Raw genomic sequence first — 14,177 nt, 5'->3', positions numbered from 1 at the left:
CGATCCCGCCCGCAAGGGCTGCCTTCCCGCCTGAGCAGGACAACATGACCGACCAGATCGCCCGGGATGAAACCGTCGTCATCGGCGCGGGCATCGTCGGGCTCGCCACCGCCGTCCATCTCGCCACCGGGGGCCACCGCGTCCGGCTCGTCGAGCGGGGCGGCGTGGCGGAAGGCGCCAGCTTCGGCAATGCCGGAGCCTTCGCCTTCACCGACATCCTGCCGCTGGCCTCGCCCGGCATCCTGCGCAAGGCGCCGAAATGGCTGCTCGACCCGCTCGGGCCGCTCGCCATCCCGCCCTCCTACCTGCCGCGCATCGCGCCCTGGCTCCTGCGCTTCTGGCGCGCCAGCCTGCCCGACCGCTACCGCCACTCCATCGAGGCCCAGGGCAACCTGATGCGCCTCGCGGCCCGCGCCATGGAGGCGATGGTCGCGGAGGCCGACCTCGGCGGCCATGTGCGCCGCGACGGCAATCTCCAGCTCTATGAGAGCGAGGCCGAACTCGCCGCCTCCCAGCCCGGCTGGGACGCGCGCGCCCGCGAAGGCATCGTCTTCGAGCATGTGCGCGGCGCGCGGCTCGCCGAGCTGCAGCCCGGCCTGTCGCCCCGCTTCGTCGCCGGCACCTTCACCCCGCACTGGCAGACGGTGGACGATCCCTATCATTTCGCCCTCGCTCTGTTCCGCGCGGTGATGGCGCGCGGCGCGGCGCTGACCCATGGCGAGGTCGCCGCCATCGAGCCGTGTGAGGGCGGCGTGCGCCTGCGCCTTGCTGGCGGCGAGACGCTGGAGGCCGACCGTGTCGTCCTGGCCGGCGGCGCCTGGTCGCGCCCGCTCGCCGCCGCTCTCGGCGACGCCATCCCGCTGGAGACCGAGCGCGGCTACAACACCACGCTGCCGCCCGGCGCCTTCGCGCTCAACCGCCAGCTCACCTTCGGCGGCCACGGCTTCGTCGTCACGCCGCTCTCCACCGGCATCCGCGTCGGCGGCGCGGTGGAGCTCGGCGGGCTCAAGCTGCCGCCGAACTTCAAGCGCTCCGAGGCCATGCTGACCAAGGCCGCCGCCTTCCTGCCGGGGCTGCGGACAGAGGGCGGCGAGCAGTGGATGGGCTACCGTCCCTCGCTGCCGGATTCGCTGCCGGTCATCGGCACCTCCAGCGCCTCCCCCCGCGTGTTCTACGCTTTCGGCCACGGCCATCTCGGCCTGACCCAGAGCGCCGCCACCGGCCGGCTGGTGGCCGACCTCGCGGCCGGCCGCACGCCCTCCATTCCGCTCGATCCCTTCCGCCCCGACCGCTTCTGACGAGTTCATCCCATGGCGCGACACAGCTTCTTCTGCATAGACGGCCACACCTGCGGCAACCCCGTGCGGCTGGTGGCCGGCGGCGGGCCGAACCTCCAGGGCGCGAACATGATCGAGAAGCGCGCCCATTTCCTCAAAGAGTACGACTGGATCCGCACCGGCCTCATGTTCGAGCCGCGCGGCCACGACATGATGTCGGGCTCGATCCTCTATCCGCCGACCCGGCCGGACTGCGACGTCGCCATCCTGTTCATCGAGACCTCCGGCTGCCTGCCCATGTGCGGCCACGGCACCATCGGCACGGTGACCATGGCCATCGAGCACGGGCTCGTGACGCCGAAGACGCCGGGCGTGCTGATGCTCGACACGCCGGCCGGCGTGGTGAAGGCCGAGTACCGGCAGGAAGGCCAGTATGTGGAGGAGGTGCGCATCACCAACGTGCCCGCCTTCCTCTATGCGCGCGGCCTCACCGCCGAATGCCCGGGCCTCGGCGAGGTGACGGTGGACGTCGCCTATGGCGGCAATTTCTACGCCATCGTCGAGCCGCAGGAGCGGTTCCGCGACATGGCGGACTTCACCGCCGGCGAACTGGTCGGTATGAGCCCGGCGCTGCGCAAGGCGCTGAACGCGAAATACGAGTTCGTGCATCCGGAGAAACCGGAAATCCGCGGCCTGTCGCACATCCTCTGGACGGGCGTGGCGCAGCACCCGGAGGCGCATGCGCGCAACGCCGTGTTCTACGGCGACAAGGCCATCGACCGCTCGCCCTGCGGCACCGGCACCTCCTCGCGCATGGCGCAGCTCGCCGCCCTCGGCAAGCTCAAGGTCGGCGACGACTTCGTGCACGAGAGCATCATCGGCTCGCTGTTCAAGGGCCGCGTCGAAGCGGCGGTGAAGGTGGGAGATCGCGACGCGATCATCCCCTCCATCGGCGGCTGGGCGCGCATGACCGGCTACAACACCATCTTCATCGACGACCGCGACCCCTTCGCGCACGGCTTCGTGGTGGTGTGAATCCTTCTTTCGTCATGGCCGGACTTGTTCCGGCCATCCACGAATTGGCCTCGAAAGACGTCACCCCCGGGACGAGCCCGGGATGACGTCGAGACAACGGATGTGACGCACATGAAGATCACCGGCATCAAGGCGTGGAAGGTCGGCCTGCCGCTCAGGGAAGGCCGCTACAACTGGTCGAACGGCAATTTCATCGAGGTGTTCGATTCCACCGTCGTCGCGGTGGAGACCGATGCCGGCATCACCGGCTATGCCGAATGCTGCCCGCTCGGCTCGGCCTATCTGCCCGCCTATGCGCATGGCGTGCGCGCGGGCCTCGAGGAAATCGGCCCCAAGGTCATCGGCCTCGACCCGACCGACCTCAACGTCCTCAACCGCCACATGGATTCGGTGCTGCGCGGCCATCCTTACGTGAAAGCGCCGATCGACATCGCCTGCTGGGACATCCTCGGCAAGGTCTCGGGCCTGCCGGTCTACAAGCTGCTCGGCGGCGCCGCACAGGAGAAGGTCGCTCTCTACCGCGCCATCTCGCAGGAGGCGCCCGAGGTGATGGCGAAGAAGATCGCCGGCTATAAGGCCGAGGGCTACACCAAGTTCCAGCTCAAGGTCGGCGGCGACGCAGATCAGGACATCGACCGCATCCGCGCCACCCGCAACATTCTGGACGCAGGTGACATCCTTGTCGCCGACGCCAATACGGGCTGGACGCGGGCGGAAGCCGCGCGCATCGCCGCCAGCGTCGCCGATCTCGACGTCTATATCGAGCAGCCCTGCCCCACCTATGAGGAATGCGTCTCGGTGCGCCGGCGCACCGCGCGCCCCTTCGTCCTCGACGAGGTGATCGACGGCGTGGCGAGCCTCCAGCGCGCGCTGGCCGACGACGCGATGGACATCATCAACCTGAAGATCTCCAAGGTCGGCGGTCTGACCAAGGCGCGGCTGATGCGCGACATCTGCGTCGCCTCCGGCACGCCGATGACCATCGAGGACACGTGGGGCGGCGACATCGTCACCGCCACCATCGCCCATCTCGCCCGCTCGACGCCGGAGGAGTTCGCCTTCTCGGCGACCGACTTCAACAGCTACGGCACGGTGGACATCGCCACGGGCGCGCCCAAGCGCGTCAACGGCTTCATGACCGCCTCGGACGCGCCGGGGCTGGGCATCGAGCCGATCTTCGACGTGCTGGGTAACCCGGTGGTGGTGATCGGCTGAACACCTAACGACGTCATCCCCGGGCTTGGCCCGGGGATCCACGCCTTTCTTCCTCCGCAGCAGAAGACGTGGATGGTCGGGTCAAGCCCGGCCATGACGACCAGACGGCGGATAGAACCCACCGGAGGCCCCCATGCGCTCATCCAAGGTCATCCATGTCGTCGGCTGCCACGCCGAGGGCGAGGTCGGCGACGTCATCGTCGGTGGGGTCGCCCCGCCCCCGGGCGAGACGGTGTGGGCGCAGTCGCGCTTCATCGCGAGCGACAACACGCTGCGCAACTTCGTCCTTCAGGAGCCGCGCGGGGGCGTCTTCCGTCATGTGAACCTACTGGTGCCGCCGAAGGACCCGCGCGCCGTCGCCGCCTGGATCATCATGGAGCCGGAGGACACCCCGCCCATGTCCGGCTCCAACTCCATCTGCGTCTCCACCGTGCTGCTCGACACCGGCATCGTGCCGATGGTCGAGCCCGAGACGCATATGGTGCTGGAGGCCCCGGGCGGGCTGATCGAGGCCACCGCCTATTGCCGGAACGGCAAGGCCGAACGCATCAAGGTGCGCAACCACCCCTCCTTCGCCGACAAGCTCGACGCCAAGCTGGAAGTGGAGGGCCTCGGCACGCTGACCGTCGACACCGCCTATGGCGGCGACAGCTTCTGCATCGTCGACGCCCATGCGCTCGGCTTTTCCATCCGCCCGGACGAGGCGAAGGACCTTGCCGAGACCGGCATGAAGATCGTCAAGGCGGCCAACCGCCAGCTCGGCTTCCTGCACCCCGAGAATGCCGACTGGAACCACATTTCCTTCTGCCAGTTCGCCGCGCCGGTGATCGAGGAGAACGGCGTGAAGTCGGGCGCCAACGCGGTCGCCATCCGCCCCGGCAAGATCGACCGTTCGCCCACCGGCACCGGCTGTTCGGCGCGCATGGCGGTGCTGCACGCCAAGAGCCGGCTGAAGGTGGGCGAGACCTTCATCGGCCGTTCCATCATCGATTCCCGCTTCGAGTGCCGGATCGAGGGCGAGACCACGGTCGGCGGCCGCCCGGCGATCTTCCCCTCCATCATGGGCCGCGCCTGGGTGACGCACACCGCCCAGCTCATGCTCGACCCGGAGGATCCCTGGCCGACCGGCTACCGACTCTCCGACACCTGGCCGGTGTGGAAGCAGGATTGAGACCTCCCACATGAAAGAGGCGCCCGACGGGCGCCTCTCGCATCTTCAGGGATGAGACAGCGCTCAGCCGAGCGTCGCGCCGACCTTGCGCAGCTCCGGCAGGATGGGCGCCTTGGGCACCCAGATCTTGTCATACTCGGCGATGATCGGCGCCGAGTCCGCCGCCGGCGGCACCACCATCTTGATGCCGGTGCCCTCGAAGTCCTTGATGATCTTCGGCGCGTTCGCCACCGTCTCGTCGACCTGCACGTCGAGCGCCGCCTTGGTCGCCTCGGCGATCAGCTTGCGGTCCTCCTCGGGGAGCGACTGCCAGGCGCGGCCGGAGGCCAGCGCAATCATCGGCATGAACACCGCGTCCATGCGCATCATCACCTTCGACACCTTGTCGAAGCGCTGGTTCCAGGAGAAGTCGAGGTCCGCCTCCAGCCCGTCCACCTGGCCGTTAGCCATGGCGTCGAACACCTGCGGAGTCGGGATCGGCGTGGGGGCGGCGCCGAGCAACTGGTAGAAGTCGCGGAAGGCCGGCGTCGTGTTGATGCGCAGCTTCATACCCTTCAGCCCGGCGAGGCCGTCGATCTGCTTGGCCGAGAACACCGCGCGGATCGAGGTGATGCCCCAGCCGAGGCCGAGCGTGCCGGTCTCCTTCGGCAGCGGGTCCAGCATCTGCATGGCGATGGGCTGGCGCACCAGCTTCGCCGCCGCCTCGGTGGAGCGCACGACATAGGGCGCGAGGATGGCCGCGACGTTCGGCACCCGGTTGCCGACCTCCGCCGCCTGCAGGAAGGCCAGGTCGAGCGCGCCGGTCTGCAGCTGCTGCATCATCGCGCCTTCATTGCCGAGCTGGCCGGCATGGAAGACGGTCATGGTCAGCTTGCCGGCGGTCTTCTCCTTCAGAACCTCGCCCACCTTGAGGGCGGCGTTGTTCCAGGGGTGGCCGGGCGGGGTGATCAGGCCGAGGCGCAGGTCGCGCGTCTGGGCGCGGAGCACTCCGGGAGCGGCGAGCGGCAGGACGGCACCGGCCGCCGCGGCCGTGAGCAGGGAACGGCGTGAGAGCATCGGTTTTTCTCCTCTGGCACGGAAGGTTCTTGTTGGCGGAGGTTCAGCGGACCAGTGCGGTGGACAGCACCGGAAAGATCGAGAGCAGCACCAGCAGCACGCAGGACGCGATGAAGAACGGCAGGGTGACGATGAACATCTTGCCCGGCTTGGCCCCAGTGACGGCCGCGGCGACGAAGAAGCAGAGCCCGACGGGCGGCGACAGGAAGCCGAGCACGAGGTTGACCACCGCCACCACGCCGAACTGCACGGGGTCGATGTTGTAGACCTCGGTGGCGATCGGCAGCAGGATCGGCACCGTCATGATCAGCCCCGGCGCGCCGTCGATCACCGTGCCGATGACGAGCAGGATGACGTTGACCAGCAGCATGAAGCTGATCGGCCCGCTGGCGATGGACTGGATCCACAGCGCGACTTCCTGCGGGATCTTGGCGAACACCAGCACCCAGGACAGCACGCCCGCCGCCGCGACCAGGAACAGCACGATGCCGGAATAGACGCCGGCGCGCAGGAACATGCGCGGCAGCTGGGCGAAGCGCAGCTCTCCCGTCCAGTACCGGCCGATCAGGATCGAGGCCAGCGCGCCGACGGCGGCGGACTCGGTCGGGTTGGCGAGGCCGGTGAGGATGGAACCGACGATGACGATGGGAATGAGCAGCGTCGGCGCGCAGGCGAGCACGGTCTTCACACGCTGCGAGAGGCTGGCCGCCTCGCCGCGCGGATAGTTGTAGCGCAGCCCCATCAGCGCGATGACGATGCAGAACAGCGCCGTGAGCACGAAGCCGGGGACGAGGCCGGCGATCAGCATGTCGCCCACCGGCACCTGCGCCAGCACCGAATACATGACGAACATGATCGAGGGCGGGATGATTGGGCCAAGCATGCCGGCATAGGCGGTGAGGCCGGCGGCGAAGGTCTTGTCGTAGCCCTTCGCCTCCATCTCCGGGACCATGAGCTGCGCCATGATCGCCACCTGCGCGGTGGCCGAGCCGAGGATGGACGAGACGAACATGTTCGCCAGCAGGTTCACATAGGCGAGGCCGCCGCGCATCGCGCCGATGAAGGCCATCGTCATGTCGATGATGCGCCGGGTGATGCCCCCGCCATTCATGATCTCGCCGATCAGGATGAACAGCGGAATGGCGATCAGGCCGTAATTGTCGACGCTGCCGAACATCTGCAGCGGAAAGCTCTGGTAGAGCACCGGATTGCCGCTGGCGGCGATGAACACGACACCGGTGAGGCAGATGGCGATGCCGATGGGCACCCCGATCAGCAGCGTAAGGACAAAGGCGGCGCTGGTGATCATCAGGCGACCTCCTCGGCGCTGCCGAGGCCGAAGCCGCTGCGGTCGGGCCGGCCGGAGAGACCGAGGTCCTCCGCGAGGTTGGCGGCGCTATGGACGGTGAGCGCCACCGCGAAGATAGGCAGCACCAGATAGACCACCCAGCTCGGCCAGTTCAGCGTCTGCGTGCGCTCGGTGTAGAGGAAGTTGAAGGTCGCCCCGCCATATTCCTTCCCGTCGAAACCGGCGCTCGCGATGCCGACGGGGTCCATCCACACCCAGCACATCGCCGCGAGCGCGAGGCCGAAGCCGAGCACGCACAGCGTTGCCAGCACGCCCACGGCTTTCGCCGCCCCGCGGGAGAGGTGCTCGGTCAGCAGCGTCATGGAGAAATCGAGCCGCAGCCGCGACATGGCGGAGGCGCCGATGAAGGTGAGCCACACCGTGGTGAAGATGGCGGACTCGTCCACCCAATAGAGCGGGATGCCGCCGTAGCGCGTGACGACGTTGAGCAGGATGAGGCCGGTGAGGAGCGCCATCAGCGCACTGATGGCGAGCCGCTCCACCCACAGGAGCGCCTCGGAAACGGTGGTGAGCGCATGGAGGGGCCCGCCACCGGCGGGGAGGCCGTCGGCTTGCGACATGATCACGCTTTTCCCTCTGTCTTTTTCGTGATCGTAGATTTTATAAATTATATCCGTCAATATGCCCGACGTGATTTTTGCAGGGCCGAAACGCGCAGAATGACCCCGCTCCTCAAGCACCGCACCCTTTCGGCCGCCATCCTCGACCAGCTGCGGAAGGCGATCCTCGACGGCACCTATCCGGCCGGCGCGCAGCTCCGGCAAGACGCGCTCGCCGCGACCTTCAAGGTGAGCCGCATCCCCATCCGCGAGGCGCTGTTCCAGCTCGACGCCGAGGGGCTGGTGCGGATCGTGCCGCAGAAGGGCGCCATCGTTTCCGAGCTCTCGCTCGACGAGATCAACGACGTGTTCGGCCTGCGCCGCCTGCTGGAGCCCCGGCTGCTCGCCCGCTCCATTCCCGCGCTCGCGGAGGCGGACTTCGCGCGGCTCGACGAGATGAACCGGCAGATGGTGGCGGCCACCGCCGCGCAGGATCTGAGCCGCTGGGGGCAGCTCAACGCCGACTTCCACATGGCGCTGTACGGGCGCGCCGGCCAGCCACGCTCGCTGACCATCGTGCAGTCGCTGCTGCAATCGAGCGACCGCTACACGCGCGTGCAGCTCAGCGACACGGCGGGAACCGGCATCGTCGGCATGCAGCGCGCCGTGGACGAGCATGCCGAGCTGGTGACGCTCAGCCGCGCGGGCGAGATCGCCAAGGCCTGCGCCTTCCTCGAGGAGCACATCGGCACGGTGCATGACGACCTGCTGCGCGCGCTGGAGCGCGGCGCCCGCGAGGACGCCCCATGACCGGCGCCGCCGCGGACACGGTGCGCCTGACCCTCGGCGAGGTGCATAGGCTGTGCGCCGATACGCTGACCGGCGCCGGGCTCGGCGCGGCACATGCGCAGGCCATCGCGCGTTCGATCACGCGGGCGCAGGTCGACGAGTGCCACTCGCACGGCCTCTACCGGCTGATCGGCTATGTCGGCTCGGTGCGCAGCGGCAAGGCGGAGCGCCACGCGCTACCGACCCTCACCCGCGTCACGCCGGTGGTGCTGCGGGTCGACGCTCATCGTACCTTCGCCCCGCTCGCCATCGAGACCGGCGTGCCGGCGCTGATCGAGGCGGCGAAGACCTACGGCATCGCCGCTCTGGCGATCCGCGACTGCTATCATTTCTCGGCCCTGTGGGCGGATATCGAACCGGCGGCCGAGGCGGGGCTGGCGGCCTGGTGCTTCACCATCGGCCAGAGCTGCGTCGCGCCGGCCGGCGGCACCCAGCCGCTGCTCGGCACCAACCCCATCGCCTTCGGCTGGCCCGGCCCCGAAGGACGCCCCTTCCTCTTCGACTTCGCCACCAGCGCGGCGGCGCGCGGCGAGATCGAGCTGAAGCGCCGCGCCGGCGAGCCGATCCCGCCGGGATGGGCCGTCGGGCCGGACGGCGCGCCGACCACCGATCCGGCGCAGGCCCTCGCCGGCGCGCTGCTGCCCTTCGGCGGGCACAAGGGATCGGCCCTGTCGATGATGGTGGAACTGATCGCCGGCCCGCTGATCGGCGACCTCACCAGCCGGCAGTCCATGGCGGTGGAGAACGGCGACGGCGGCCCGCCGCTGGGCGGCGAGTTGTTCATCGCCATCGACCCGGCGGTCTTCGGGGCCGAAAGCCTGGCGTCACGACTGGCGGATGCGGACGAGCTGTTCGCTCTTGCCAGACAGCAGCCGGGCGTGCGGCTGCCCTCGGAACGGCGCTACGCGGCGCGCGAGCGCAACCGGGAAGGCGTGACCCTGCCGGCGAAGCTGGTCGCCGAGCTCAGGGCGCTGTCCGCGCCCGCCTGACCGGAGACGCATGACCGGGGACGGCTCAGCCGCCCGGCGCCGGCTCCGCGACCGCCTGCTTGCCCTTGGCGAACAGGAACACGCAGCGCCCCTGCCCGCTCGACGGGGCCGGTGGCACATGGAACTGCTCGGTCATGTAGCGGTAGACGGCGCGGGCGGCAGCCGGCGTCAGCGCCGGCTTCCAGCACCAGATGTCCGCCGCCTCGTCGACGCCGTTCTCGCCGAACAGGGCCTGCGGCGCGTCCTCGGCGACGCCGATCCGCCAGTCCTGCGCACGGCCGCCGAACTCCTTGATGTAGAGGAGCAGCTCATACTTGATCTGCTGGACGCTGAGCATCATGGTGTTCACCCCGGAATCGGCATCAGGCGGGCATGGCGTGAGACCTCGCGGGTCCGGCCGCGCCAGCGCTCGACCTCGGCGGCGGCCCGGTTCTTCTCGGGCGCCGACATCTGGGTGACGATGGCTTCCAGCGCGGAGAGCGCGGCGCCGATGCCGTGCTGGGCGGCGAGCGAGAGCCAGAGATAGGCCTGGACCAGATCCTTCTCGACGCCCACGCCGTTCGCATAGATGTAGCCGAGGCGCGCCTGTGAGGGGTAATGGCCGGCTTCCGCCGCGCGGCGATACCAGCCCGCCGCCGCCGCGTCGTCGCGTTCGATGCCCTCGCCCTTCGCGTAGAGGGTCGCGAGGTTGTACTGGGCGTAGAGATCGCCCTGCTCGGCGGAGCGGGCGAGCCATCTGGCGCCCTCGGCGATGTCGCGCCCGACGCCCTGCCCCATGACCAGCATGGCGCCGACATTGGTCTGCGCCATCGGCATGCCGGCCTCGGCCCCGACCAGATAGTGCTCGAAGGCCTTGGCGAGGGACGCCTCGACTCCCTCGCCATGCGCATAGAGGGCGCCGAGCCAGGTGGCGGCCTCGGCGTCTCCGTCGTCGGCAAGGCGGGTGAAGCGGCGGAAGGCGGTCTCGAACTCCCCTGCATTGTAGGCGTCGATCGCCGCGGCGAGGGGCGAGGCGCGATCGGGCTCGACACGATGGGACAACACGGCGTCAGCTCCCCGGGTTCTGGTAGATGGGCTGGTCGATGGCCTCGCTCGGCAGGCGGGCAATGCGCGCGGCCACCTGCCGCTGGAGCCACAGGCCCTGCGGCACGGTCTGCAGCGGCGGCGCGAGGCCGAGGGTTTCCGGCCGGTGGCTGGCGCCCCAGCGCGAGAAATTGGCGTGGTCGGCGACCGCGCGCTCGGCACGCGGGGCGATCTGGCCGCACCAGCGGTCGAGGTCGGGCGACGTGCCCTCCGCCTCGCCATAGACGCTGACGCGGCACAGCGTGCGGCCCAGCGCGGTGGGCTGGAGCACCACGACGCAGGTCTCGCTGCCGGCGGACAGGAGCACGAGATTGGGAAAGACCAGCGCGGTACGGGCAACGGTGCCATCGTCCAGCACGCTCTCGGAAAGCTGCCAGAGCCCGGCCTCATCCTCGTCGACCGGCACGCCGGCGGTCAGGCTCTGCGCCACCAGCTTCCAGTTGGCGGCGAACTCCAGCCAGCGCTCGGCGGAGCGCACGGTGCGCCGGGACGGGAAGAAGCAGGCCGCGTGATCGAGCGCGTAGAGGCTCGCCTCCGGCCCGGCCGGGAACATGTCGAGATTGACGAGGATCAGCGGCCCCCAGACGCGCACATGCGCGCCGAGCAGGCGCTCCGGCCGGAGCCCGAGATACTGGTGCATCTCCGGCGTGTCGCTGCCGAGTTCGCCCGCCGGGATCGCCGCCCGGTCGCGGCTGTGGCCGCAGGAGGTGAAGGAGCAGCGCGTCTTGGCGCCGGTCTGGCACTGCAGCGGCACCAGCCGGCAGCCGCCGTGCTGCGCCTTGTTGAAGCGGGCACGGAAGCCTTCCGCCATGCGCTGCACATGGATGCCGTGCGTGCCCACGGTGAAGGGCAGGAGATCGCCCGTTCCGGGAATGGAATCGACGGTGCCGATGCTCACCCAGTCCCGCGTCCAGATCGCCTCGTCCTCCAGATTGGAGAAGGCGAGCGAGCCATAGGCGGCCGGCGGCAGCACGCGCGCCTGTCCGGCCTCGCCGAGCGCGCCGGCGAAGAAGCCGGGGCTCGCGAGATCGCTGCCATCGTCGAAATAGCCGAGATCCGGTCGATTGAGCATCGTCGACGCCTCCTGATCCTGACATGCGGTTCGCGAGGAGATGTGCGCGCCATGCCGGGCACGGCGCGCACATCGGGGCCGGATGCGTCAGCCGCGCTGCGCGAGAGCGGGGGACTCGTAATCCGCGCGTCCGCGGTGCCTGATCGCATCCGCCGGCGGGGGCGGGAGGGGACCGTCCGCCGAGAAGCGATCCAGAACGTTCTTCACCAGGGTGGAGATGTTGTTCTGGCAGTTGTTCCACGGCAGCGAGCCGCAGAAGGCGATCGACGAGAAGGAAAAGGCGGCGCCGCCGTTCGGCGTCTCGTGATAGGCGATGTCGGCACGCACCCGCGGATGCACGGTGCCGTCGAGGCCCTGCTGGTTGAAGCCGAAATCCTCCATGACGAGGAGATAGGCCTCCGTATGCCGGCCGGCCGAGGTCGCCACCGCGAGGGTGTGCGGGGGCGAGCCCAGCATGGTGTCGACGATGTCGAGCTCGAGGCCCGCCGCGCCGCCGCCGACGAGGCCGAAATTGCCGAGTGGCTCGTCATAGCTGATGCCCTCGAAGGCCCAGGAGACGCGCGGGTCGAGACTGTCCGGCGTGCGGCTGAAGTAGCTCGAGATGTCGAAGCCCTCGGACGACATGCCGACGCCGGCGACCGAATGCAGGTAGCGGCCGCGGAAGCGCCACATACCGCCGAGCTCGCCCGTTCCCTGGTGGTAGTACTCGCCGGGATCGGCGCGCCAGGTGCGGATGCCGGATTCGCAGCGGCGCATCTCGGTGATGACGCCGCGGCCGATGCCGTCATAGGCCGGGTGGTAGGAATGCACCCAGTACCAGGCGTCGGCGCCCATATACATCAGGCGGCCGCCGCGCTGGGTGTAGTTGTGCAGCGCGTCGAGCTGCGGGCCCGAATTATGCTCGGGGTGCGAGCCGGTGATGATGACGTTGTAGTTCTCCAGCCGGGCAAGGCCGTCATAGGTGACGTCCTCGTCGGTGAAGACGTCGTACTCGTAGCCCATCGTCTCCAGCCAGTAGACGAGGTGGAGATCGGCCGGGTACTGCCACGGCGCCTGGGCGAGGAAGTGGTCGTATTTCGGCCGGATCGACAGGATGGGCCGCAGGCGCGAGGACAGGCAGATGCCCGAGCCGTCCGTGTGGGTGTCGTAGATCGAGCCGCCATATTCCCGGTGCTCGGCCAGGAACATGTTCTGCTGCTGCATGATCGGCACGCGGTAGACGAAAAGTTCGGCGCCGCCGGCATTGCAGGCCACATGCTCGTTGGCATAGGCCATGTAGCTGATGGTCGGCACCATGACCGCGATCTTCGACTGCTCCTTGCCGATACGCGGCACCACCCAGAACGGGATGTAGTCTTCGTCGCCCTCGGAGGTGGTCAGCTTGAGCGCATAGAAGCGGCTCTTGATGCCCTCTTCCGGCACGCTCCACTCGACATCGGCCTCCCAGCGGGCATTGTCGACGTCATCGTCGTGGAAGTGGATCGCGCCATATTCCTTCTTGGCGTATTTCCAGTCGAAGTTCTCGCCGGCCCAGTTGTAGCCAGTCATGGCGCGCGTCGGGCAGTTCACCAGCTGCGCGTCGAAGCGATAGGGACCGTTGTCCTTGGCCACGATGGTGTCGATGCCGTCCCAGAAATCCCAGGCGGCGACGATGGTCTCGGACAGCGCGCCGGTGGGACCCGAGTTGCGGCGCTCGGTGAGGCCCGGCTGGGCGCCGGCCTTCATCTGCTCGATCTCGAAGCGCGACAGCGCCTTGTTGCAGATGCGCGGGCTGTCGATCTTGCCGTTGTACTTGCCGGTGAACCAGACGCCGGCCGGCAGCGACGACTTCGCCAGCGGGCTGTCGTCCATCCTGTCGACATAGGCGGCCAGCGCGACCGGCGCCGCGCTGTGCTCGACCTTGGTCTTGATGACGGTCTTCACCGGCTCGATGACCGGATCGAGCGCATAGACGATCTGCGGCTCGTGATAGAGCACCACCTCGCCGGTGGCGGCATCGAAGCTCGCCGCGACGAAGTGCCAGGCATGGTCGCGGATCGGCACGCCGGTGGTGATCTTGTGCCCGTTGATGCGCAGCTCGACTTGCCCCTCCTCGTTGAGGAAGAGGCCGTAGCCCTTGCCCTGCGACCACTTGGTCACGAGCCCCTGCGCACCGTGCTTCCAGTAGCGCGGGTGGGTCTTGGGCGTGGTCGGCCAGACCCAGCACTGGAGCGTGAAGCTCTCGACATGGAACTGCGGCGCGTCCGCGGCATAACCGTAGGAACCGCCATGGATGATCTGCTTGCGGCCCTTGTAGGTGCCGTTGCACGCGGCGGCGATGGGCTTCTCGATGAAGCCGGGCCCGCGCGGGTTGGTGTCGCCGTTGATCATCTGCACGACTTCCGCCTTGAACTCGGCGGGGCCGTCGCAATTGACGTAGAACTTGATCTTGTCGCCGGGGTGGACGCTGAATTTCTCAGCGTAGCCGGTCAGCCTCATGGCGCACATAGTGTTCTCCAGTCCTCAAGACTTGGCCCGGCAGG

General features: G+C 68.7%; 13 protein-coding genes. 6 read left to right on the top strand and 7 right to left on the bottom strand.

The genetic code is table 11. The features are described from left to right. Nucleotides 1-44 precede the first annotated feature (44 nt). The 4 genes from FO470_RS06005 to FO470_RS05990 all read left to right on the top strand — a co-directional run bounded on the left by FO470_RS06005 (nucleotide 45) and on the right by FO470_RS05990 (nucleotide 4,698). Nucleotides 45-1,298 carry an NAD(P)/FAD-dependent oxidoreductase gene (locus tag FO470_RS06005; RefSeq protein WP_144341958.1) on the top strand — a complete coding sequence of 418 codons (1,254 nt, stop codon included), beginning with the start codon at nucleotides 45-47 and terminating at the stop codon, nucleotides 1,296-1,298. Nucleotides 1,299-1,310: 12 nt separating this feature from the next. Further along, the gene (locus FO470_RS06000; RefSeq protein ID WP_144341957.1) at nucleotides 1,311-2,312 is read left to right on the top strand and encodes a 4-hydroxyproline epimerase; all 1,002 of its coding nucleotides are present in this window, start codon (nucleotides 1,311-1,313) and stop codon (nucleotides 2,310-2,312) included. Nucleotides 2,313-2,423: 111 nt separating this feature from the next. Then, on the top strand, nucleotides 2,424-3,527 hold the full coding sequence (locus FO470_RS05995) for a cis-3-hydroxy-L-proline dehydratase (protein ID WP_144341956.1): 1,104 nt from the start codon (nucleotides 2,424-2,426) through the stop codon (nucleotides 3,525-3,527). 133 nt (nucleotides 3,528-3,660) lie between these two features. Then, nucleotides 3,661-4,698: a trans-3-hydroxy-L-proline dehydratase gene (locus tag FO470_RS05990; protein ID WP_144341955.1), complete on the top strand. Its 1,038-nt coding sequence runs from the start codon at nucleotides 3,661-3,663 to the stop codon at nucleotides 4,696-4,698. A 63-nt stretch (nucleotides 4,699-4,761) separates the two neighbouring features. Here FO470_RS05990 and FO470_RS05985 read toward each other — a convergent pair whose 3' ends face one another. From FO470_RS05985 to FO470_RS05975, 3 genes are read right to left on the bottom strand one after another with little or no spacing between them, the layout of a single operon-like run. After that, nucleotides 4,762-5,754 (bottom strand): TRAP transporter substrate-binding protein, encoded by a 993-nt coding sequence (locus FO470_RS05985; RefSeq protein WP_144341954.1) that lies wholly within the window; start codon nucleotides 5,752-5,754, stop codon nucleotides 4,762-4,764. Nucleotides 5,755-5,797: 43 nt separating this feature from the next. Further along, on the bottom strand, nucleotides 5,798-7,063 hold the full coding sequence (locus FO470_RS05980; RefSeq protein ID WP_144341953.1) for a TRAP transporter large permease: 1,266 nt from the start codon (nucleotides 7,061-7,063) through the stop codon (nucleotides 5,798-5,800). Then, complete coding sequence (locus FO470_RS05975; protein ID WP_144341952.1) at nucleotides 7,063-7,683, bottom strand: TRAP transporter small permease; 621 nt, start codon at nucleotides 7,681-7,683, stop codon at nucleotides 7,063-7,065. The genes FO470_RS05980 and FO470_RS05975 overlap by 1 nt, the downstream gene beginning before the upstream one ends. Before the next feature lie 99 nt (nucleotides 7,684-7,782). Here FO470_RS05975 and FO470_RS05970 point away from each other — a divergent pair, with 99 nt between their 5' ends. Both FO470_RS05970 and FO470_RS05965 read left to right on the top strand, forming a co-directional pair. Next, nucleotides 7,783-8,472 carry a GntR family transcriptional regulator gene (locus FO470_RS05970; RefSeq protein WP_144341951.1) on the top strand — a complete coding sequence of 230 codons (690 nt, stop codon included), beginning with the start codon at nucleotides 7,783-7,785 and terminating at the stop codon, nucleotides 8,470-8,472. Further along, nucleotides 8,469-9,500: an Ldh family oxidoreductase gene (locus FO470_RS05965; RefSeq protein ID WP_144341950.1), complete on the top strand. Its 1,032-nt coding sequence runs from the start codon at nucleotides 8,469-8,471 to the stop codon at nucleotides 9,498-9,500. Before FO470_RS05970 ends, FO470_RS05965 begins: the two co-directional genes overlap by 4 nt. A 25-nt stretch (nucleotides 9,501-9,525) precedes the next feature. Here FO470_RS05965 and FO470_RS05960 read toward each other — a convergent pair whose 3' ends face one another. From FO470_RS05960 to FO470_RS05945, 4 genes are all read right to left on the bottom strand, one after another. Next, entirely contained in the window at nucleotides 9,526-9,840 is a 315-nt protein-coding gene (locus tag FO470_RS05960; RefSeq protein ID WP_144341949.1) for a hypothetical protein, read from the bottom strand. A 5-nt stretch (nucleotides 9,841-9,845) separates the two neighbouring features. Beyond that, nucleotides 9,846-10,544 (bottom strand): tetratricopeptide repeat protein, encoded by a 699-nt coding sequence (locus FO470_RS05955; RefSeq protein WP_144341948.1) that lies wholly within the window; start codon nucleotides 10,542-10,544, stop codon nucleotides 9,846-9,848. A 4-nt stretch (nucleotides 10,545-10,548) separates the two neighbouring features. Continuing rightward, complete coding sequence (locus FO470_RS05950; protein WP_144341947.1) at nucleotides 10,549-11,655, bottom strand: Rieske (2Fe-2S) protein; 1,107 nt, start codon at nucleotides 11,653-11,655, stop codon at nucleotides 10,549-10,551. An 87-nt stretch (nucleotides 11,656-11,742) separates the two neighbouring features. Then, nucleotides 11,743-14,142, bottom strand: coding sequence for a N,N-dimethylformamidase beta subunit family domain-containing protein (locus FO470_RS05945; protein WP_144341946.1), 2,400 nt, complete (start codon nucleotides 14,140-14,142; stop codon nucleotides 11,743-11,745). Nucleotides 14,143-14,177: the final 35 nt, after the last annotated feature.

It is taken from the genome of Ancylobacter moscoviensis (assembly GCF_007559435.1).
Taxonomy (GTDB): Bacteria; Pseudomonadota; Alphaproteobacteria; order Rhizobiales; family Xanthobacteraceae; genus Ancylobacter; species Ancylobacter moscoviensis.
The sequence above is the reverse complement of the archived record's forward strand: the minus strand, read 5'-3'. Positions and strand labels throughout refer to the sequence as shown.

Bases quoted from the DNA above. Each gene is read 5' to 3' on its own strand.
- FO470_RS06005 (WP_144341958.1), top strand. From the start codon at position 45: ATGACCGACCAGATCGCCCGGGATGAAACCGTCGTCATCGGCGCGGGC.
- FO470_RS06000 (WP_144341957.1), top strand. From the start codon at position 1,311: ATGGCGCGACACAGCTTCTTCTGCATAGACGGCCACACCTGCGGCAAC.
- FO470_RS05995 (WP_144341956.1), top strand. From the start codon at position 2,424: ATGAAGATCACCGGCATCAAGGCGTGGAAGGTCGGCCTGCCGCTCAGG.
- FO470_RS05990 (WP_144341955.1), top strand. From the start codon at position 3,661: ATGCGCTCATCCAAGGTCATCCATGTCGTCGGCTGCCACGCCGAGGGC.
- FO470_RS05985 (WP_144341954.1), bottom strand. From the start codon at position 5,754: ATGCTCTCACGCCGTTCCCTGCTCACGGCCGCGGCGGCCGGTGCCGTC.
- FO470_RS05980 (WP_144341953.1), bottom strand. From the start codon at position 7,063: ATGATCACCAGCGCCGCCTTTGTCCTTACGCTGCTGATCGGGGTGCCC.
- FO470_RS05975 (WP_144341952.1), bottom strand. From the start codon at position 7,683: ATGTCGCAAGCCGACGGCCTCCCCGCCGGTGGCGGGCCCCTCCATGCG.
- FO470_RS05970 (WP_144341951.1), top strand. From the start codon at position 7,783: ATGACCCCGCTCCTCAAGCACCGCACCCTTTCGGCCGCCATCCTCGAC.
- FO470_RS05965 (WP_144341950.1), top strand. From the start codon at position 8,469: ATGACCGGCGCCGCCGCGGACACGGTGCGCCTGACCCTCGGCGAGGTG.
- FO470_RS05960 (WP_144341949.1), bottom strand. From the start codon at position 9,840: ATGATGCTCAGCGTCCAGCAGATCAAGTATGAGCTGCTCCTCTACATC.
- FO470_RS05950 (WP_144341947.1), bottom strand. From the start codon at position 11,655: ATGCTCAATCGACCGGATCTCGGCTATTTCGACGATGGCAGCGATCTC.
- FO470_RS05945 (WP_144341946.1), bottom strand. From the start codon at position 14,142: ATGTGCGCCATGAGGCTGACCGGCTACGCTGAGAAATTCAGCGTCCAC.